This is a genomic window from Paenibacillus sp. MAHUQ-45, assembly GCF_058133325.1.
The window spans coordinates 47,724-67,179 of the sequence record NZ_JBYUPV010000020.1; the positions used below are offsets into that span (position 1 = coordinate 47,724).

18 protein-coding genes and 1 rRNA gene are annotated in these 19,456 nt (G+C 50.0%); 1 reads left to right on the forward strand and 18 read right to left on the reverse strand.

Features of this window, described 5'->3' with window-relative positions; genetic code table 11:
• Positions 1–11 precede the first annotated feature (11 nt).
• The 9 genes from AC3Y23_RS27665 to AC3Y23_RS27705 all read right to left on the reverse strand — a co-directional run bounded on the left by AC3Y23_RS27665 (position 12) and on the right by AC3Y23_RS27705 (position 8,409).
• Entirely contained in the window at positions 12–533 is a 522-nt protein-coding gene (locus tag AC3Y23_RS27665) for an NYN domain-containing protein (RefSeq protein WP_379205222.1), read from the reverse strand.
• A 3-nt stretch (positions 534–536) separates the two neighbouring features.
• Positions 537–1,298: a 23S rRNA (guanosine(2251)-2'-O)-methyltransferase RlmB gene (gene rlmB, locus AC3Y23_RS27670; RefSeq protein WP_379205224.1), complete on the reverse strand. Its 762-nt coding sequence runs from the start codon at positions 1,296–1,298 to the stop codon at positions 537–539.
• Between the two features lie 37 nt (positions 1,299–1,335).
• Positions 1,336–1,773, reverse strand: coding sequence for a Mini-ribonuclease 3 (locus AC3Y23_RS27675; RefSeq protein WP_379205226.1), 438 nt, complete (start codon positions 1,771–1,773; stop codon positions 1,336–1,338).
• A complete protein-coding gene (gene cysS / locus AC3Y23_RS27680) occupies positions 1,770–3,176 on the reverse strand; it encodes a cysteine--tRNA ligase (RefSeq protein WP_379205228.1) in 1,407 nt (468 codons plus the stop codon). The genes AC3Y23_RS27675 and cysS overlap by 4 nt, the downstream gene beginning before the upstream one ends.
• 53 nt (positions 3,177–3,229) lie before the next feature.
• Positions 3,230–3,925 (reverse strand): serine O-acetyltransferase, encoded by a 696-nt coding sequence (gene cysE / locus AC3Y23_RS27685; RefSeq protein ID WP_066367735.1) that lies wholly within the window; start codon positions 3,923–3,925, stop codon positions 3,230–3,232.
• A gap of 600 nt (positions 3,926–4,525) precedes the next feature.
• Positions 4,526–5,989 carry a glutamate--tRNA ligase gene (gene gltX, locus AC3Y23_RS27690; protein ID WP_379205259.1) on the reverse strand — a complete coding sequence of 488 codons (1,464 nt, stop codon included), beginning with the start codon at positions 5,987–5,989 and terminating at the stop codon, positions 4,526–4,528.
• A gap of 51 nt (positions 5,990–6,040) precedes the next feature.
• Positions 6,041–6,529 carry a 2-C-methyl-D-erythritol 2,4-cyclodiphosphate synthase gene (gene ispF, locus AC3Y23_RS27695; RefSeq protein ID WP_379205231.1) on the reverse strand — a complete coding sequence of 163 codons (489 nt, stop codon included), beginning with the start codon at positions 6,527–6,529 and terminating at the stop codon, positions 6,041–6,043.
• Positions 6,526–7,224 (reverse strand): 2-C-methyl-D-erythritol 4-phosphate cytidylyltransferase, encoded by a 699-nt coding sequence (ispD, locus tag AC3Y23_RS27700; protein WP_379205234.1) that lies wholly within the window; start codon positions 7,222–7,224, stop codon positions 6,526–6,528. Before ispD ends, ispF begins: the two co-directional genes overlap by 4 nt.
• Before the next feature lie 96 nt (positions 7,225–7,320).
• Complete coding sequence (locus tag AC3Y23_RS27705; protein WP_379205236.1) at positions 7,321–8,409, reverse strand: PIN/TRAM domain-containing protein; 1,089 nt, start codon at positions 8,407–8,409, stop codon at positions 7,321–7,323.
• A gap of 212 nt (positions 8,410–8,621) precedes the next feature.
• On the opposite strand from AC3Y23_RS27705, the gene AC3Y23_RS27710 reads away from it, so the two are divergent.
• Entirely contained in the window at positions 8,622–9,017 is a 396-nt protein-coding gene (locus AC3Y23_RS27710) for a nucleoside triphosphate pyrophosphohydrolase family protein (RefSeq protein WP_379205238.1), read from the forward strand.
• A 221-nt stretch (positions 9,018–9,238) separates the two neighbouring features.
• Here the strand turns inward: AC3Y23_RS27710 and pssA are convergent, their stop codons facing one another.
• The 9 genes from pssA to rrf form a co-directional block, all read right to left on the reverse strand.
• Entirely contained in the window at positions 9,239–9,976 is a 738-nt protein-coding gene (gene pssA, locus AC3Y23_RS27715) for a CDP-diacylglycerol--serine O-phosphatidyltransferase (RefSeq protein WP_379205261.1), read from the reverse strand.
• Between the two features lie 65 nt (positions 9,977–10,041).
• A complete protein-coding gene (gene disA, locus AC3Y23_RS27720; protein ID WP_379205240.1) occupies positions 10,042–11,115 on the reverse strand; it encodes a DNA integrity scanning diadenylate cyclase DisA in 1,074 nt (357 codons plus the stop codon).
• A gap of 13 nt (positions 11,116–11,128) precedes the next feature.
• A complete protein-coding gene (radA, locus tag AC3Y23_RS27725) occupies positions 11,129–12,496 on the reverse strand; it encodes a DNA repair protein RadA (protein WP_175370366.1) in 1,368 nt (455 codons plus the stop codon).
• 271 nt (positions 12,497–12,767) lie between these two features.
• On the reverse strand, positions 12,768–15,236 hold the full coding sequence (clpC, locus tag AC3Y23_RS27730) for an ATP-dependent protease ATP-binding subunit ClpC (protein WP_379205243.1): 2,469 nt from the start codon (positions 15,234–15,236) through the stop codon (positions 12,768–12,770).
• A 36-nt stretch (positions 15,237–15,272) separates the two neighbouring features.
• Positions 15,273–16,337 (reverse strand): protein-arginine kinase McsB, encoded by a 1,065-nt coding sequence (gene mcsB / locus AC3Y23_RS27735; protein WP_379205245.1) that lies wholly within the window; start codon positions 16,335–16,337, stop codon positions 15,273–15,275.
• 28 nt (positions 16,338–16,365) lie between these two features.
• Positions 16,366–16,890, reverse strand: coding sequence for a protein-arginine kinase activator protein McsA (mcsA, locus tag AC3Y23_RS27740; protein WP_379205247.1), 525 nt, complete (start codon positions 16,888–16,890; stop codon positions 16,366–16,368).
• Between the two features lie 30 nt (positions 16,891–16,920).
• Positions 16,921–17,382 carry a CtsR family transcriptional regulator gene (locus AC3Y23_RS27745; protein ID WP_379205249.1) on the reverse strand — a complete coding sequence of 154 codons (462 nt, stop codon included), beginning with the start codon at positions 17,380–17,382 and terminating at the stop codon, positions 16,921–16,923.
• A gap of 390 nt (positions 17,383–17,772) precedes the next feature.
• Positions 17,773–18,948 carry a GNAT family N-acetyltransferase gene (locus AC3Y23_RS27750; RefSeq protein WP_379205251.1) on the reverse strand — a complete coding sequence of 392 codons (1,176 nt, stop codon included), beginning with the start codon at positions 18,946–18,948 and terminating at the stop codon, positions 17,773–17,775.
• A 412-nt stretch (positions 18,949–19,360) separates the two neighbouring features.
• A 5S ribosomal RNA gene (gene rrf / locus AC3Y23_RS27755) occupies positions 19,361–19,456 on the reverse strand; the annotation flags it as partial.

Sequence of the window (19,456 nt, forward strand, 5' to 3'; positions counted from 1 at the left end):
TCCGTATTATTTCATTGCCGCCGCCAATTTTCCAGCCTGCTGCGTACATCGGGTGGCAATTTATCCTCCAGGGAATGACGGGTTGAACCTGTGCTCCCCGGTTCTATGGCTTTCTTGACTTCCTTCTGATTCTCTTCCACTTCAAGCCGTAATTCCCTTGCCGAAACCCGAAGTGCTCCTTGTGCAAAAATAACATGCTGTTCCACAAAGTCGCTGGTGGCTACATAGATCTGCCGGCGACGGTGACTGAATTCACCGACCAACCGCTCTATGCATTCATCAGCTGTTTCTTTTTCCTTCGTGAAGTAGACCTGTACCTTGCCCTGCACGAACGAACGCCCCAGTCCCGGAACCCGGTAAGCATCAAAAACGGCGATAACCCGGCGGCCCGAATATGCCTGATAATCCGCGAGCAGATCCAGAAGTCGATCGCGCGCTTCCTGCATCCCCTTCATCGACAATGCCGCAAGCTCCGGCCAGCCGCCAATCATGTTATATCCGTCTACAAGCAGCACATCGCGCCAGTCGGCCATAGGCTATCCCTGCTGACGGCGGCGGCGCAGCACTTCGTACATCACTACGCCCGCAGCAACGGAAGCGTTAAGGGAATTGATTTTCCCGGACATTGGCAGCTTGAGCAGCACATCGCATTTTTCCCGAATCAGACGACCCATTCCCTTGTTCTCATTACCGATTACTACAGCTACCGGTCCTGTGAAAATATCCGAAGCATACAGATCCTGATCGGTATCGACGTCGGTACCCACAACCCATATTCCCTGTTCTTTCAAGCGATCGATAGTTTGTCCAAGATTAGTCACGCGCGCTACCGGAACATATTCCACCGCACCAGCCGAAGTTTTGGACACCGTCGCCGTAATTTGCGCAGAGCGGCGCTTCGGTACAATCACACCATGAACGCCGGTGCAATCCGCAGTACGCAGAATGGAACCGAGGTTATGAGGATCTTCGATCTCGTCTAGCAAAATGAGAAAAGGAGCTTCACCTTTAGCCGCAGCCGCGGCCAGCAAGTCATCAACCTCTACATACGCAAACGGCGCCGCTTGTGCTACTACACCCTGGTGCTGCACACCTGGAGCTAATTGGTCCAGCTTACGCTTGTCCACATGCTGAATCACAATCCCCGCTTTGCGGGCTTCAGCCACGATTGGCGCGGTCAGATGCTTTTGCGCAGTTTCGGCAATCCATATTTTATTCAGAGTACGTCCTGCACGCAGCGCCTCCAGCACAGAATGCTTTCCGGCCAATATTTCTTCTTCTGTTTTCAATTCTTCCATTTTTATTGCCTCCTGTTTGTGGTCATTCCTTACTAGATCATGGCCGGTTCTGCATAAACTCTATGCCGATGTGCACAATTTCCTGTAATCTTGCCTGCTGTCCCGTATAGTATAAATACCCGATCAAACATTCAAAAGCCGTAGCATGGCGGTATTCCAACACATTCGCATTTTTCGGGATCGATCCCGACTTTGCATTCCGTCCTTGGCGGGCAATATCCTGCTCTTCTTCAGTCAACACCGGCTCCAGATGTGCAAGAATGGCACACTGCGCCTTGGCCGACACCAGTCCCGTTGCCGTACGATGCAAATGATTCGGCCGCAGATTCGGCAGGGATACAAGGTATTGCCGGACGGCAACCTCATAAATAGCATCACCTACGTACGCTAGTACGATAGGTGAGAGGAGCCGCACCGGCTTGGATGGATCATACGGAAACCATCCTTCTATGTTCAATGTTTCTTCATCACTCATTTACGCCGCCACCGCATTCCCTGCGGAGTGTCTTCAAGGAGGATTCCCATAGCGCTCAGTTCATCGCGGATTTCATCGGAACGAGCCCAATTCTTGTTCTTGCGCGCCTCTGCCCGTTCAGCAATCAGCCGCTCCACTTCCTCGCCCGCTACTTCTTCTTCCACTTCAGACGTCAGGATCAATACTGTATTCATCTCATCAAAGGCCTTCAGCAGCGCAGCCAGATCGGCAGCAGCAGCGTTATTATCCGCCAAGGTCAGGTTCGCCAAGCTCACCCAATCGAATACAGCCGTAATGGCATCCGGCGTATTGAAGTCATCCTGCATTTTAGCATGGAACACCGCCAGAATACCGTCCAACTTGTCGTTGATTTCCTTGCTAGCCGTAGCGCCGTTCACAGTTCCAGCTAGTTCCAAACGATGCTTCACATTGCTTACCGCAACCGAAATCCGCTCCACACTTTTCTCCGCTGAGGCCAGCGCATCCATCGTGAAATTTAGCGGATTGCGATAGTGTGTGGAAAGCATGAAGTAACGGATCGCTCCCGCCTTGAAGCGCTCACGGATATCCTTTACCAGCAGGCCGTTTCCGAGTGATTTCGACATTTTCTCGTCTCCGATATTGACGAAACCATTATGCATCCAGTAGTTAGACAACGGCTTGTCAGTCAGGGCCTCAGTCTGTGCGCATTCGCATTCATGGTGCGGGAACTGCAAATCCTGTCCACCACCGTGGATATCCATAGTGTCACCAAGGAACTCGCGTGCCATAGCCGAGCACTCAATGTGCCAGCCTGGACGACCCGCTCCCCATGGGCTCTCCCAAGATACTTCTCCTGGCTTCGCCGCTTTCCAGAGTACAAAATCCTCGGGTTTCTCCTTGCGGGCGTCCACTTCCACCCGAATCCCAAACTGCAGTTCCTCCAGGTTCTGACGCGACAGCTTACCGTAATCTTTGAACTTGGCCGTCCGGTAGAACACGTCCCCGCCACTTTCATACGCAAAGCCCTTATCTTCAAGATCCTTAATGAATCCGATGATAATCCCCATACTATCCGTTACACGTGGATTCAGTGTGGCCGGCTTGACATCCAGTCCCTTAAGATCCTCGTAATAAGCGGCTATGAACATCTCCGCCACTTCAGCCACCGTAATGTTCATATCTTCCGCCTTGCGGATCATCTTGTCATCGACATCTGTGAAGTTCGTAACATACTGAACATCGTTGCCGAGCTGCTCCAGATAATTGCGAACCGTGTCGAATACGATAACCGGCCGGGCATTGCCGATGTGCATATACCCGTATACGGTAGGACCGCATACGTACATTTTTATCTTGCCCGGTTCCTGAGGCACAAACTGTTCCTTGCTGCGCGTCATAGTGTTGTAAATTTGCAAAGCCATCTCATTCCAATCCCTTCTGTTATCGCCGGATCCCCTTTTGAATACCGGTAAACTTAAATTTCATAATCGCCAATGTACTGCTGGCTTTCGAGACGCCGCTGCTCGGCCTTCTGTTTGTCTTCTGTACCGCCCAGCTGCTCCCGTATTTCTTCAATCTCCTTCTGCAAGAAGCGAAGTGAATCGACAAGCGGGTCTGGCATCTTCGTATGATCGAGCCGATCAGATACCCGTTCCCCGTTGCGTTTGACCACACGGCCCGGATTCCCTACAACTGTGCTATTGTTCGGCACTTCGCGCAGGACGACCGCATTGGAGCCTATATTGGAATTGTCGCCGATTCGGAAGGATCCTAATACCTTCGCACCGGAACCAATGACTACATTATTACCTATTGTAGGATGGCGTTTGCCCTTTTCCTTACCTGTTCCCCCCAGCGTGACCCCTTGATAGATGATGACATCATCACCAATCTCGCAGGTCTCCCCGATGACAATGCCCATGCCATGGTCAATAAACAACCTGTTGCCGATGACAGCCCCAGGGTGAATTTCCACGCCGGTCATAAATCTGCTGAATTGCGACACGATGCGCGCGAGTGTATAAAAATGACGCTTGAAAAAATAATGAGCGAGCCGATGACCCCAAATAGCGTGCAGACCTGCATAGGTGAAGACAACCTCAAACCAGCTTCGGGCTGCGGGATCATTGTCAAAAACGGCCCGAATGTCCGACTTGATATGCTTAAACATCGCGCTCCCCTTCTCTTGACTTCCTTGCCTCCTGCTTACAGGTCTGCGCGGAAGATAATGTCTTCTGGAACAACACCCGGTCTCTCTATAAAAAGCTTCTATAAGACCTATCCGGCAAATGTTCCAATTCCTTCACTAACTCTCTGCTCCAGCATATGCCGCATTCACTGATTTGACTGTCCGTACACGAACAATCATTTGTACACCCTAATGGAAAAATCAAATAAAAAACGTCCCTGCAGCATAACGCTGCAGAGACGTTAAAACGCGGTTCCACTCTGCTTGGACGGATTCCAGGCTGCCGTGAATATCAATAGCAGCGGTTCTTCGTCCCCCTTGACGTCCATAACGGGGACGTACCGGCGCAGCCTAACGGACCCTTGCAAAAGGACGCTCAGCCGTGCAGCTCACAGGCGCATGTTCCGTGGCAGACAAATGAATAACTCTCAGCCTGAAAAGATTGAACTCTTCGCGGTTATTCTCTCTGGCAATTGCCTTATTGCACGTACTTTTCCTGATCATAGCTATTAATAGTATTCTTCTATCTTAGCGAAAAGATGAAGGACTGACAAGGGGCAGTCCGCAATCACCCAGCAACGCTTAGGCGCCTTTAATCTGCGATTTCAAGCGTTCAATAACCCGATTTTGACCCAGCAGGGCAATGGTAGCATTGAGATCACGGCCATGAGTTTGTCCAGTCAATGCGACACGAATCGGCATGAATAGCGCTTTGCCCTTATGCCCGGTCTCCTTCTGCACTTCCTTGATTAAGGCAGCGATATGAGCTGCATTAAATTCGGAGGTGTTTTCGACCTTTGCCAGGAATGCAGATAGCACTACAGGGACTGTATCTTCCGCCAGTACCTGCACGGCTTCACTTTCCAGCTCCAGGTGGCTACGGAAGAACAGCTCTGACAGGCCTACGATATCGGAAGCGGACACCAGTTGCTCCTGATAGAGGGCAACAAGGCTTTCCGCCCAGGCTTGCTCTTCTTCGTTAAGTTCAGCAGGAAGTCTTCCCGCTTGCTGCAGATGAGGAATAGCCAGCGCGGCAATCCGCTTCGGATCAGCATTTTTAATATAATGGTTGTTCAAGTGGGCCAACTTGTTTGTATCGAACACAGCAGGGCTCTTGGACAATCTGTCCGACGTAAAGATGCGGATGAGTTCATCCTTGCTGTAGATTTCCTCTTCCCCTTCCGGCGACCAGCCGAGGAGAGAAATAAAATTGAACAGCGCTTCCGGCAGATATCCGAGCTTATCATACTGCTCAATGAACTGGATAACCGATTCATCACGCTTGCTGAGCTTCTTGTGGTTCTCGCCCACAATCAGCGTCATATGTCCGAATAGCGGCGCTTCCCAGCCCAGTGCTTCATAAATCATCAGCTGGCGCGGCGTGTTGGAGATATGGTCTTCCCCGCGCAGCACATGCGAGATTTTCATCAGATAGTCGTCCACGGTAACCGCGAAGTTGTAAGTTGGAATCCCATCTTTTTTCACAATAACAAAGTCGCCCATTTCCTTCGTATTGAAAGAAATACTGCCTTTAACGATATCATCAAAAGTGTACGTCCGGTCTTCCGGCACCCGGAAGCGGATGCTGGCTACACGTCCCTCGGCTTCAAACGCAAGGCGTTGCTCCTCGGTCAGATCACGATGCTTGCCGGAATAGCGCGGAGTCTCGCCTCGAGCTGTCTGCTCTTCGCGTTCTGCCTCCAGCTCCTCTTCCGTGCAATAGCAGTGATAAGCCAATCCACGGTCCAGCAAGTCCTGCCAGTGAACACGGTACAGATCCAGCCGCTCCGTCTGGCGGTAAGGGCCGTATTCGCCGCCTACATCAATACTTTCATCCCACTCAATACCGAGCCACTTCAAGTATTTCAGCTGGCTTTCTTCGCCACCGGCGATATTGCGCTTTACGTCCGTATCTTCGATCCGGATAATGAATTTCCCACCCTTGTTGCGGGCGTACAAATAATTAAATAACGCCGTTCTGGCGTTTCCGATATGTAAATGTCCCGTAGGGCTCGGTGCGTAACGCACCCGGATTTCATCCGCCATTTCAATCCCTCCGCTCATGTTGTTAAAAATAAAATTCCTGGTTCAGCCATCTCATGATGATATCACATCTTTAAGCAGACAGACAATAGATTGCGCTGCTATCCCCTCACCGCGTCCGGCAAAGCCGAGCTGCTCCGTGGTGGTTGCTTTAACGTTGACCTGAGTGCTCTCTGCACCCAGTACACGCGCGATAATTTCCGTCATTTGTGGAATATACGGTGCCATCTTCGGTTTTTGGGCAATAATAGTGGAATCGATGTTCCCAAGCTTGTATCCCCGCTCCCGTGCAAGCGCCCACACCTGCTCCAACAGTTTCAAGCTATCAGCGTCTTTGAAAGCCGGATCGGTATCCGGAAAATGGCGGCCGATATCTCCAAGTCCCAGTGCGCCCAAGATAGCGTCGCTGACCGCGTGCAGCAGCACGTCGGCATCAGAGTGACCCAGCAGCCCCTTTTCATATGGAATGGTTACTCCACCGATAATGCATGGCCTTCCTTCCACCAACTGATGCACGTCAAACCCTTGTCCTACAGCAATCATTTGTCTCCCTCTCCCCTGGTTCTTTCTGTGAATTCCGCAAAATCAAGATCTTCAGGCGTGGTAATCTTAATATTCCTGTAGCTACCCTCTACTACAGACACGGCAATACCGGCGCGTTCGGCCAGACTGGAATCATCCGTACCGAGAAACCCATCCTGCTCCGCCGTTTCATAGGCCATCAGCAAATCAGACAGACGAAAAGTCTGCGGGGTCTGAATCGCCCACAGACTTCGCCGATCCGGCGTAGACACCACGGTCCCTCCGCTGTCCACCTGCTTGATCGTATCCTTGACCGGAACAGCCAGCACAGCGGCTCCGCTCTGAAGTGCTTGCTGGTAACAGGCCTCAATCTCGCGAGGATGCACGAACGGCCGGACACCGTCATGAACCATTACCCATTCGGTGTTCAGTTGCAGTAGCCCTCTGTACACCGAGTGCTGTCGCTCGGAACCGCCTGGAACAATCATCTTAACCTTGTCCAGCTTATAAGCAGCTATCCATTCCTGGCATCGCTCCATATCCTCAGCCCCGGTAACGAGGACGATTTCCGAGATCCGCTCATGCCGCTGAAACACCTCCAGCGTATGTACAGCAATCGGCTTGCCCTCCAGCAGCAAGTACTGCTTGCTTTCTGCTGTTCCCATCCGTGTTCCTTTGCCTGCCGCCACAATCACGGCGCCTACACTGTTTGACATCCCCTAAGCTCCTGTCTTTCACGTATACCCCCATCATAACGTGTTTGACGGGCATTTCCAACCCATTTCAGAGCCTGCACTAGCAGATGTTCAGGGTTATTGCGCCTTCTCTAGCAGCTTCGGCTTAGCAAAGATCATCCGTCCAGCGGAGGTCTGAAGAACACTGGTCACCAGAACTTCCATCGTCGTGCCAATATATTCGCGTCCGCCTTCCACGACAATCATCGTTCCGTCATCGAGATAAGCCACTCCCTGACCATGCTCCTTACCATCCTTGATGACTTGCACAACAATTTCTTCTCCGGGCAGCACGACTGGCTTCACTGCGTTGGCAAGATCATTGATATTAAGCACGGATACTCCCTGAAGCTCACATACTTTGTTCAAGTTAAAATCGTTGGTAACAACTTTACCTCGCAACACCTTGGCCAGCTTGACTAACTTGCTATCCACCTCGGAGATTTCTTCAAAATCCCCCTCATAGATCAGGACTTTGACATCCAGCTCTTTCTGGATTTTGTTCAGAATGTCCAGTCCGCGTCGTCCGCGGTTGCGCTTCAGCAGATCAGAAGAGTCAGCAATATGCTGCAGCTCCTCCAGAACAAATTCAGGAATGACAATCGTTCCTTCGATAAATCCTGTCTTGCAGATATCGGCAATCCGTCCGTCAATGATAACACTGGTGTCCAGAATTTTATGTTCCTCCAGCCCACGGCCCTCTGGCTCGTCCGCTTGTCCGAAGCGACCGCTCGTCCACAGGGTGGCCAGCTCCTGCTTCTTCTCCAGCCCGATCCGCATCCCCATATATCCCAAGGCAATCGTAGCAACTACCTGAAGCAGCTGTCCGGCCTTTCCCAGCCAGCCCAGAGCGGGATGCAGTAAGATCGACAGCACCAGACCTCCGGTCAAACCAGCAGCCCCTGCGGCCAGCTCATTCATCGGTACACGTGAGCAGAACTGGACCGCCTCCCGCAGCTTAATACCTACCCATTCTGCGCTCAACGTTCCCGCAATCAGAAAAATAATGGCTCCCAGCACCGCGAATAAAATACTTCCCTCCACCGGCAGGCTATTTGCCAATCTCCCTGCACCTATAGGAAAACTTCTTTCTGCCGCATGATATAACGAATAACCGCCCCAGCCCCCGCAAATTGCGACGAAGGACAAAATTAACTTTTTCCACATCACTCGCGCACCTCCTTCTATATTCATCCTAAAATGCTGTATTCCTCACCAGTATGTTCCAATTTTTAGGACGATAATCGCAGGTGCAGTTATTTTTTCTACGCAATGTATTTATGCAGGGGAATTACAACGGGATGTCTTACTTCCGGGTTGAAAATAGTGGATGCCCTGTCATATAATGAACTCAATTACGAACCCAGGGGTGAATGGAAATGAGCGCACTAAGTTTACAGGCCTTTCAGGATCAAGTCTCCGAACTGCTGCTCCGTCACCGTAGTCTGCTGGATGTGCTGTCCAAGAACGGACAGAGCAGCGCATCCGTCAACCGCGCCGTTGTCAAAGCCATCACAGAATGCGGCTGCATACAGCTACATGCCACGAAACAGGTTTTTGAGCCCGGTGCTGGGCTAGAGCATGCTAAAGAACTTGCCGGTACCCACGTAGAGGGACATCTGTGTGAGAATTGCCGGGAAGTTATCGGCTCGGAGCTGGGCCGTGAGTTGTTTTATATGTCTGCCCTCTGTAATTTACTTGATATCAACATGGACGAGGTTGTAGAGAAGGAATCGCAGAAATGCGCAACGTTGGGATTGTTCAATCTATCCTGACCTCAAGCAATGGTGCCGTCTTCACTTCCCCTGTGTAATTCATGTTTCGAAACACCGCCATTTTATAAGGTTCCGCATATAACAAGAAAACGGATATCCCCCTTCAGTGGACGGTATCCGTTTTCTTGCATTTACGAAAAAAAAGACTCTGCTGTCCATTCAGGACCGCAAAGTCTTTCTCATACAGTTATATTCTACTCAGTAACCGCAGGCTCCCGCTGTTAGCCGTTCTTGGAATGATACACTTTATCTTCGGATCGTCTTCTGCGACGGTGACGGCGTCTTGCTGTCAAACGATCGAGATTCTGCTTGAAGCCGTATAACGCATAAAGACCCAGCAGCACGAAGATCAGCTTGGCAATTTGCTCAGGGAAAATCACGGCTACGGCCACGGCAACCACAATCACCAGCGGCGCACCAATAATAGCTTTCTTGGGCAGACCAATTTTTTTGAAATTCGGGTATTTCACCGTACTTACCATCAGATAAGATAAGAGCAATGTCGCCACAATCATGAATCCAGGGGACACATCTTTATGAAAAAGCGCCAGAGTGGCAACAACGCCACCAGCGGCAGGTATTGGCAAACCGATAAAATAGCCGGGAACTCCCGGGCGTACATTAAAACGGGCCAGGCGGAGTGCGCCGAACACCGGGAAAATGGCAGCAACCGTCCATCCTAATGCCGAATTGAGGTTCTGCAAACTCGTCATATACATGATCAAAGCGGGAGCAACCCCGAATGACACAATATCCGACAATGAATCGAGCTCCTTGCCGAATTCACTCTCACACTTAAGGGCACGAGCCACACGGCCATCCAGGCCGTCAAGTAGCATTGCAATAATAACCATGATCGCGGCCATGCTAACATTGCCATCCAGCGCCATCATGATCCCGAACATTCCGAGCATCAAGTTACCGATGGTAAACAGACTCGGAATTGATTTTTGTATCAAATTCTTCACCTCTACATTCTAACTTTGAGCCTCTACGTCACCAATATTACGTGATTGTATGATATTTACATTTGTCTGTCAATAAGCACTTGTTTCTGCAAACGTTTTAACCCTTCTTGGATATTGCGAGCTCGCACCTCGCCGATCCCGTCAACTTCGTCCAATTCCGCAATGCTGGCCGTCATAAGATTAGGGAGCATCTCGAAGCGCTCCACCAGATTGTGAATGATCACATTCGGCAGTCGCGGAATTTTGTTAAGCAGGCGGTAACCGCGTGGTGTCACCACTTCTTCCGAAGCAACGGCTGTGGAGGAATAACCCAACAGGCGAGCGATATGGTTATCGTCCATCAGTTCATCGTCCGACGCGCGTTTAAGCCCGGCAATAATTTCGCGGATTTTCTCCTCTTGCTCTTCCCTTGCATAGTCTCTGTATAAAAGCCATGCTTCTTCCTCTGTATTTCCGACCAGTTCTTCCATCTGCATGCTAATCAGACGGCCTTCATTGCCCAATTCGTTGATGTAGCGTTTGATTTCCATTTTAATCCGCAGTACCATTTCTACCCGCTGGATAACTCCAACCACTTCCGCTACGGTCACAATCCCCTCATATTCGGAAGCGGACAGGTTGGTCAGTCCTTGAGTTAGTACCGCTCTGTACTTCTCCAGTGTCTGAATGGCTTGATTGGCCTTCGCAAGAATAGCGCCAATTTCCTTCAGGGCATAACGGATAGAGCCTTGATACAGAGTAATAATATTCCGACGCTGGGAGATGGAAACCACCAATTTCCCCGTTTGCTTGGCTACGCGTTCAGCGGTCCGGTGGCGGATTCCTGTCTCAATGGAGGAGATCGAGGAGTCCGGGATTAGCTGTGTGTTGGCATACAGTATCCGCTTAAGATCCTCGCTTAGGATAATAGCACCGTCCATCTTGGCCAATTCATACAAATAGTTTGGCGAAAAATCGCAATTAATGGAGAATCCGCCGTCTACGACTGCCATCACCTCTGGGCTGTATCCAACGACGATAAGCGCGCCAGTCTTAGCGCGTAGTACGTTCTCTAGCCCTTCCCGGAAAGGTGTACCGGGTGCCGCCAGTCTGAGCAGATCATTCATATTATCTGATAGGTTTTCTTTCATGTCCCTGTGCCCCCTAATCTAACGCGACCGATAGTGCATCTGCTACGGTGCTGACGCCAATAATCTGAATATCCTGCGGGTGCTTCCATCCTTTCATGCTCTTCTCAGGCATGATGACCCGCCGGAAGCCAAGTTTCGCAGCTTCCTTAACACGTGTTTCCGCACGCGACACACCTCTCACCTCACCGGTAAGACCAACTTCCCCGAAGAATACATCATACGGTTTAGTCGAAATATCCCGGAAGCTGGAGGCGATGCTGACTGCCACGGCGAGATCAATCGCTGGCTCATCCAGCTTCACACCACCGGCTACGTTAAGATAGGCATCCTGGTTCTGTAAGAACATGCCCATCCGTTTCTCCAGTACAGCGATGATCAGCGCCATACGCTGGTGATCCATCCCGGTGCACATACGCCGCGGAGATGGAAAATGTGTCGCTGCAACAAGGGCTTGCAGCTCCACAAGTACCGGCCGGGTGCCCTCCATGCTGGCCACGACTGTCGATCCCGCTACTCCAAGCGGGCGTTCTGACAGGAAAAGCTCGGAAGGGTTCTCGACTTCAACGAGTCCCCCCTCACCCATTTCGAAGATGCCGATCTCATTGGTAGAACCAAAGCGGTTCTTGACCGCCCGGAGCAGCCGGTACGTATGATGGCGCTCCCCTTCGAAATACAGCACGCAATCCACCATATGCTCCAGCATCCGCGGTCCCGCGATAGCCCCCTCCTTGGTGACATGCCCTACAAGCACTGTGGCAATCCCGCGGATTTTGGCGATTCGCATGAATCTTGTCGTACATTCCCGAACCTGCGTAACACTGCCGGGTGCACTCGTGACTTCTGGTAAAAATACGGTCTGAATGGAGTCAATAACAAGGAACTGCGGCTGGATCTGCTCTATCGCTTCCTCAATGCTTTCCATGTTGGTCTCACATAGCACGTATAGCTCACCTGACAACGCCCCGAGGCGATCCGCTCGCAGACGGGTCTGGCGCACCGATTCCTCCCCAGAGATATACAGCACACGCAGCCCCTGCGTCGTTAAAGCATGTGAAGTCTGCAGTAGTAACGTGGATTTCCCGATACCGGGATCGCCGCCCACCAGCACCAGTGAGCCGGGCACAATGCCGCCCCCCAGGACACGGTTGAGTTCGCCAATGCCTGTCAGGATACGCGGCTCCTTGTCACTTTCTATATTTATGATCGACTGCGCTTTTTCTTTACTATGAAAAATAGGGGCGCTCATGCCCTGGGTTTTGACTACGCTTTCTGTTTCCTCCACCATGGAGTTCCACGCCTGGCAGCCTGGGCATTTCCCAAACCATTTGGGCGATTCATACCCGCATTCGGTGCAGTAAAACTTTGTTTTCGCTTTGGCCATGACTTCTCCTTACTGTCGGAACTTTTGTAAAAAGCAGAATATTTCCTGCCAATAAAAGTTTACCATTTCTGACCCTTGAACGAAAGGCTATTCCGAAAGCGATTTGCCCCGGTTTCCGTTAGGATTAGCGAGTTTCCTAAAAAGAATGCTTCCGCGCAAGTAGAACCGGCTTTGCCGTCCTCTAAGTGACGGTATCCGTTTCAGCCGGAACTATTTAAAAAAAGCCCCCAATTCTCTTATCGGAGAATTGAGGGCTTTTGTATAATAATTCTTATTCAGCTTCTACTTCTTTTTCCAATGACGGGTTTTCCGGCTTAACTTCCCGGTTGACGACAAGCTCGTTATCAACCTCATCAATGGTCAGCGAATCTCCTTTTTGGATATTGCCTTTCAGCAATTCCTCGGACAAACGATCCTCAATATGCTTCTGGATCGCCCGGCGAAGCGGACGAGCACCAAAGGCAGGATCATATCCTTCTTTGGCCAGGAATGCCTTGGCCTTATCTGTAAGGACAAATTCAACATCATATTCACGCAGCCGCTTGCGCAGCTCGTCGGACATCAAGGTCACGATCTCGGCAATATGCTTCTCTTCCAGAGAGTGGAAGACGATGATCTCGTCAATCCGGTTCAGGAATTCAGGTCGGAAGCTCTTCTTCAGCTCTTCCATAACCTTGCCCTTCATATTGCTGTAATCCGCTCCCGCATCTTGTACAGCGGTGAATCCAAGCGTCGAATTCTTCTTGATCGCCTGTGCCCCAACATTGGAGGTCAGAATGATCAGTGTGTTGCGGAAATCGACTACCCGGCCCTTAGAGTCAGTCAGACGACCGTCTTCAAGCACTTGCAGCAGAATGTTGAATACTTCCGGATGCGCCTTCTCGATCTCATCTAGCAAGACAACAGAGTAAGGCTTGCGGCGTACTTTTTCAGTCAGTTGTCCGCCTTCTTCATATCCAACATACCCTGGAGGAGCTCCGACCAGACGGGACGTGGAGTGCTTCTCCATGTATTCCGACATGTCGATCCGGATCACCGCGTTCTCGTCGCCGAACATTGCTTCAGCAAGCGCACGAGCCAACTCAGTCTTACCTACACCGGTTGGTCCGAGGAAGATAAAGGAGCCCATTGGACGCTTCGGATCTTTCAGACCCGCACGTGCCCGGCGGAGTGCCCGGCTCACAGCCTTCACGGCTTCATCCTGGCCGATTACACGCTCATGAAGCAGAGCTTCCATGTTCAGCAGGCGGTCGGTCTCTTCTTCTTTCAGCTTGCTAACCGGAATGCCGGTCCAGATAGCCACAACCTGAGCGATATCCTCAGGCGTAACCTCGGAATCGGTACGGCCTTGCTTTTCTTTCCACTGGTTCCTAGTGGTATCCAGTTCCTCGCGGATTTTCTGTTCGGTATCGCGCAGCGCAGCCGCTTTCTCGAACTCCTGGCTTTGTACCGCAGCATCCTTCTCTTTGCGAATATCATCCAGGCGGCTTTCCAGTTCCTTCAGATTCGGCGGAATCGTGTAGGAATTGAGTCTTACCTTAGAGCCTGCTTCGTCGATCAGGTCGATCGCTTTGTCCGGAAGGAACCGATCTGGAATGTAACGGTCAGACAACTTAACTGCTTCAACTATCGCTTGATCCGTAATCTTCACACGGTGGTGAGCTTCATAACGGTCACGCAGTCCGAACAGGATCTGTACAGCTTCCTCTGGAGAAGGCTGATCCACCGTAATCGGCTGGAAGCGGCGCTCCAAGGCAGCATCTTTCTCAATATATTTGCGGTATTCGTCCAGCGTGGTTGCCCCGATGCACTGCAGCTCTCCACGGGCCAAGGCCGGTTTCAAGATGTTGGAGGCATCAATAGCACCTTCCGCCCCACCTGCACCAATCAGAGTGTGCAACTCGTCGATGAAGAGCACGATGTTACCTGCTTGACGAATCTCGTCCATAATTTTCTTCAGGCGGTCTTCGAACTCACCGCGGTATTTGGTACCGGCCACTACGGAACCCATATCCAGGGTCATGACACGTTTGTCACGTAGGGTCTCGGGAATCTCATTGTTGATGATTTTCTGAGCCAGGCCTTCAGCAATAGCTGTCTTACCTACCCCAGGCTCACCAATCAGCACCGGATTGTTCTTGGTACGACGGCTAAGCACCTGGATTACACGCTCAATCTCTTTGCTTCGGCCGATAACCGGGTCAAGGTTGCCATCCTTGGCATAGGCCGTCAAATCACGGGCCAGACCATCCAGCGTTGGTGTGCTAACATTAGCTGGAGTACCACTGTGGCTGGAAGCCGCCTCACTGCTGCCCAGAAGCTGCAGCACTTGCTGGCGGGCCTTGTTCAGGCTAATGCCCAGGTTGTTGAGTACGCGGGCTGCTACGCCCTCTCCTTCACGGATAAGTCCGAGCAGGATATGCTCCGTGCCGACATACGTGTGACCCAGCTTGCGGGCTTCGTCCATCGACAGCTCGATAACTTTTTTGGCGCGAGGAGTATAAGCAATGTTCGTAGGCTGTTCTTGGCCTCTGCCAATCAGTGTTTCCACTTCGTCTTGAATCTTCTCAAGACCCAGACCCAAACCGATTAATGCTTTTGCGGCAATTCCGTCTCCTTCGCGAATAAGCCCAAGCAAAATATGTTCTGTCCCAATATTGTTGTGTCCCAAACGAACGGCTTCTTCCTGCGCCAAAGCAAGCACTTTTTGTGCGCGTTCCGTAAATCTTCCAAACATCATATCTCCTGCACCTCCATGAATATTAAATATCTATGATTAATGTTGTGATCCCAATGTTTCGCGGAGCAGCTTCGCCCGATACATATCGCGCTCAGTAGATGTCATCTCGTCGCCAAACATTTTCTGCAAAAATCCAGGCTGTGTCTTGACATTCAGCTCGTTAAGCACGGAGAGCGATGGTCCTTCTAGGATACCCAGATCAACACCAAGCCGGACATCCGACAGACGTTGAGCAGATTCCTTGAGTTCCATCACTGCTGCATAGGACAAAATACCGTAAGAACGCATCACCCGGTCGGTAATCCGCAGCGCTGAATCGGCCAGCAGACGCTCACGGGCATTTCGTTCATGCTCGATAATCTGAGTTACTACGCTATGCAGGTTCTCAATGATCTCACTTTCAGTTTGTCCAAGGGTAATTTGATTGGAGATCTGAAAGATGTTCCCTACTGCTTCGCTGCCTTCACCATAAATTCCTCTTACGGTCAATCCCACCTGATTCACTGCCGAGAGAATGCGGTTAATCTGATGCGTCATGACGAGAGCTGGCAAGTGCAGCATCACGGAAGCCCTGAGACCTGTTCCAACATTCGTTGGACAGCTAGTGAGGTATCCTCTTTTATCATCAAAAGCGTAATTCACCGAAGCCTCGAAGATATCGTCAATGGCTGCGGCACGCTCCCATGCTTCCTTGACATGAAGTCCGGGGAAAAGACACTGAATCCGCAAATGATCCTCTTCATTGATCATAATGCTGACCGACTCGTCTTCGTTCAATATTACGGCTCCGCCGCGAGAATCATTGGCGAGATTGGGACTGATAAGATGCTTCTCCACCAGTACCTTCTTATCCAGCTCCTCCAGATCATCCAGCCTCAATAGCTGAAAGGTGCCAAAATCTGCTGCCGCCTCTCCCTGAAACACAGGACTAAGCTGTTCCAATACCTCTTCCGATTGCTCGGCAGATGCAAGTAGAGGGAAAGGGAGATGCTGCAAATTACGGGCGATTCGCATACGACTGCTGATGACAATCTCAGAATGGTCACCGTCGCTGCGCATCCAGTCACTAAGTGCTTTTTCGGTAAAACGGAGACTTGACATGTCATATCCCCCCTATATATCAAAGACTTTACTCTTGTGCGATTTCTTTTTCAAGCTCACGAATCTGATCCCGCAATTGAGCCGCGGTCTCGAACTCTTCCTGGGCGATACTCTGCTGCAACTGCAGCTTCAACTCGTCGATTTGACGTCTGAAGACGATCCGAGTTCCAGCGCGTTTCGGAATCTTGCCCACATGTGCTGTGCTACCATGCACACGCTTGAATAGCGGGTCCAAGGCATTGTTGAAATATTTGTAACAAGAACTGCAGCCGAAGCGGCCAAGTTTGCTGAACTGGGAGTAAGTCATTCCACAATTCTCGCATTGCAGACTTTGTGTGGTCTTCGCTGCCGCAGTCTTCTCCTTACCTGCCCCTTCGAGATCAAGCAGACCAGAGAGCAAACTGTGAATAGAGAAACCTCCGGCTGTTCCCGGAATCAGTTCTCCCTTTTCCCGCGCGCAGCTCTCACAAATATGAAATTCCGTCTTCTCTCCATTCACGATTTTGGTAAAATGGAGCGTTGCCGGCTTGGCGCCACATTCCTGGCATAACATGAGGTACAGTCCCTCCCTTGGGATTGACGTTTATTTGCCCAGTAAAGAGATTAGCATAGCCTTCATAAGCTTGGCACGAATCTCATCCCGGTACGGAAGCTTAACTGTCAGGCATTCCCGAGAAATGGCAGCACGCATAAGGCATGCTTCCCGCTGACTCAGAAAACGGGCTTCCTCCAGCTGATAAATTAGCCCTTCGGCAGTATTTTGGTCAATTCCGGCCCCAATTGTGTGATTCAGATGAGTATGCAAAGCCACATTCTGGGGTAGCTCAAAACGCTGAATCCGGATATAACCGCCGCCTCCGCGCTTGCTCTCCACGATATACCCTTTTTGCAGAGTAAAGCGTGTACTGATGACATAGTTGATCTGTGACGGCACGCATGAGAACTGGTCCGCCAGGTCATTTCGCTGGATTTCCACCGTACCTTCGGGACTTTCATGCAAAATATTCTTCAGATATTGTTCGATAATATCGGAGATATTACGCATCACTCATCCTCCAGTATTCCATTCTTGATGTTGCAATATTGCCATTGAAAGAGTGCCAACAGTCCAATCAAAGAATCCTGACCATCATAGCCACTTCATGATAAGGTACAAACACTATAGTGTGACCTTAGCGTTCGAAGTTACATACCTTGTAAGTCAGTGGGAAGTTCAAACACCTCTTATTTTGGTTTGCGTTGACTTTGACTTTCTTTGACTTTTTTAATATTATAACATATTTTTTTGCAATGCCAAGTGCCTACTCTTATTTTTTACAAAATGTGATCATTGTATTCGAAGCTTGAGCGTAAAATCGTTTCATTGTGGGATGTAAAAAGCTCTTCCACAGCGATTGCCATGAAAGAGCTTGAGTCTTTATATGAATGATTAGGATTAGAAAAAGTCAAACAAAGCGGTCTTCTGTACCGGGATAATATCCTCCAGCCATTGTACTCCTGTCTCACTACCGGTTATCCTGCCTACCTTAGCCATTTCTGCCGGACGCTTATAGCCGAGCAGCAGTACCGTTAATGTTCCAATATCGAGGACCACATCCCCTTGCGAGTGCTCGCCTTCAATCTTTTTCAAAGACGCCGCCCCTCGATCTGTAACCTGCCATTCCCAAAGTCCATGATTCCACGGTGCATGCTGGTCCTCGATGAATACCTTTGACTGACCAGAAAGAGCGAATTCATTAAATGAATACTCCTCTACAAAAGCCTTAGCATTCACAATGCGGCCCATAAAATAAGGATGGTTCTCCTGGGTAATTCGGGGATCCGGCAGCAGGAAAGGCAGAATATCATCACTTGGAACAAACTTTAGCGATGCCCCAGTCACCATAGAGTCATGATTAGCCAAGAAGGTCCATAGAGCTTGCCGCGAGGCTTCATTCAGATAAACAAACTCCCTGATAATCAACTCTCTATTCTCTACCCTATACAGGATATACCCTTCTGGATCACCTTCTGACGAATAAAAGACCGCATGATGTGTATTCTCATTTAGCACGGAATGTTCCCACCAGTCTTTGCTGCGAACCAGAGTTCCATTATATTGGGAGGCAAAACGCTCATATAATTGTTCAAGCTTCTCAAGGTCCTCGCGCACATCGCGGCGGACACTACCTTTAACGTCAATTTTTCGAGGGAACTGCGAGACAGGAATCGTATAATTCTTGGTCTCACAATAAATCTCCCAGCCAAATTTACGATAGAATGGAATCAGGAAAGGGTGCAAAAAGGACAACGTTTGTCCGGCTTCATTCATCGTCTCTAGCGTATGAGACAACAATTGAGCTACAAGGCCTTGTCTGCGATTTTCCGGCCATGTGGATACACCGGCAATTCCCCCCATAGACACGGTACGGCCTTGTAAGTTGACCTGCAGTGGGAGCAGCGTCAGCATTGCGCTAAGACTACCATCCTCAAAGATTCCCCAAATCCGTTCCGGTTTGAATCTTTCTTGTTTCTTTTTTCTATCTTCGATGGAAAGTTTATACTGAAAAGCATATTGGGATAAGCTTACGCTATCCTCAAATTCAGTGGAATTCAATTGCCTGATCTCCATTAACTCACCTCATCTGTACAATAATCGATCTAATGTGAGTATACAGGCATCCGACTTTCATTGCTATTTCAGTGAAAAAATCAGAGTATATCAACAACTTATCCACAACTCTATACTTCGAAACTTTCTTCTTAACGATTAAACCTCATCTATCCCAAGAGTTATCCCCGATTTACCGGATTTTATCCACATATTCAAGTTTTTATCCACAAAAACCGTGTATTACTGACCTTTTTACTTGACGATACCATTTAAATATGCATTGTATCCACAAAAATGAGACAATCTACTTTGCAACATTGTGTCCACATGTGTGTAATTTTTCTGTCTTTTTCTCAAATTATCCACAACATTTCCACAGGTCTGCACAACGCAAAAAACCATTGTTGAAAACTCAACAATGGTTTGAATTGCTTGGCGGCGTCCTACTCTCCCAGGACCCTTCGGTCCAAGTACCATCGGCGCTGGAGGGCTTAACGGTCGTGTTCGGGATGGGTACGCGTGGAAC

Excerpts from the sequence above, each read along its gene's own strand:
- clpC (WP_379205243.1), bottom strand. The coding sequence starts at position 15,236 with ATGATGTTTGGAAGATTTACGGAACGCGCACAAAAAGTGCTTGCTTTG.
- AC3Y23_RS27750 (WP_379205251.1), bottom strand. The coding sequence starts at position 18,948 with ATGGAGATCAGGCAATTGAATTCCACTGAATTTGAGGATAGCGTAAGC.
- mcsB (WP_379205245.1), bottom strand. The coding sequence starts at position 16,337 with ATGTCAAGTCTCCGTTTTACCGAAAAAGCACTTAGTGACTGGATGCGC.
- ispD (WP_379205234.1), bottom strand. The coding sequence starts at position 7,224 with ATGTCAAACAGTGTAGGCGCCGTGATTGTGGCGGCAGGCAAAGGAACA.
- disA (WP_379205240.1), bottom strand. The coding sequence starts at position 11,115 with ATGAAAGAAAACCTATCAGATAATATGAATGATCTGCTCAGACTGGCG.
- AC3Y23_RS27710 (WP_379205238.1), top strand. The coding sequence starts at position 8,622 with ATGAGCGCACTAAGTTTACAGGCCTTTCAGGATCAAGTCTCCGAACTG.
- radA (WP_175370366.1), bottom strand. The coding sequence starts at position 12,496 with ATGGCCAAAGCGAAAACAAAGTTTTACTGCACCGAATGCGGGTATGAA.
- mcsA (WP_379205247.1), bottom strand. The coding sequence starts at position 16,890 with ATGTTATGCCAGGAATGTGGCGCCAAGCCGGCAACGCTCCATTTTACC.
- gltX (WP_379205259.1), bottom strand. The coding sequence starts at position 5,989 with ATGGCGGATGAAATCCGGGTGCGTTACGCACCGAGCCCTACGGGACAT.
- AC3Y23_RS27665 (WP_379205222.1), bottom strand. The coding sequence starts at position 533 with ATGGCCGACTGGCGCGATGTGCTGCTTGTAGACGGATATAACATGATT.
- AC3Y23_RS27705 (WP_379205236.1), bottom strand. The coding sequence starts at position 8,409 with ATGTGGAAAAAGTTAATTTTGTCCTTCGTCGCAATTTGCGGGGGCTGG.
- AC3Y23_RS27745 (WP_379205249.1), bottom strand. The coding sequence starts at position 17,382 with ATGCGTAATATCTCCGATATTATCGAACAATATCTGAAGAATATTTTG.
- rlmB (WP_379205224.1), bottom strand. The coding sequence starts at position 1,298 with ATGGAAGAATTGAAAACAGAAGAAGAAATATTGGCCGGAAAGCATTCT.
- cysE (WP_066367735.1), bottom strand. The coding sequence starts at position 3,925 with ATGTTTAAGCATATCAAGTCGGACATTCGGGCCGTTTTTGACAATGAT.
- cysS (WP_379205228.1), bottom strand. The coding sequence starts at position 3,176 with ATGGCTTTGCAAATTTACAACACTATGACGCGCAGCAAGGAACAGTTT.
- ispF (WP_379205231.1), bottom strand. The coding sequence starts at position 6,529 with ATGATTGCTGTAGGACAAGGGTTTGACGTGCATCAGTTGGTGGAAGGA.
- AC3Y23_RS27675 (WP_379205226.1), bottom strand. The coding sequence starts at position 1,773 with ATGAGTGATGAAGAAACATTGAACATAGAAGGATGGTTTCCGTATGAT.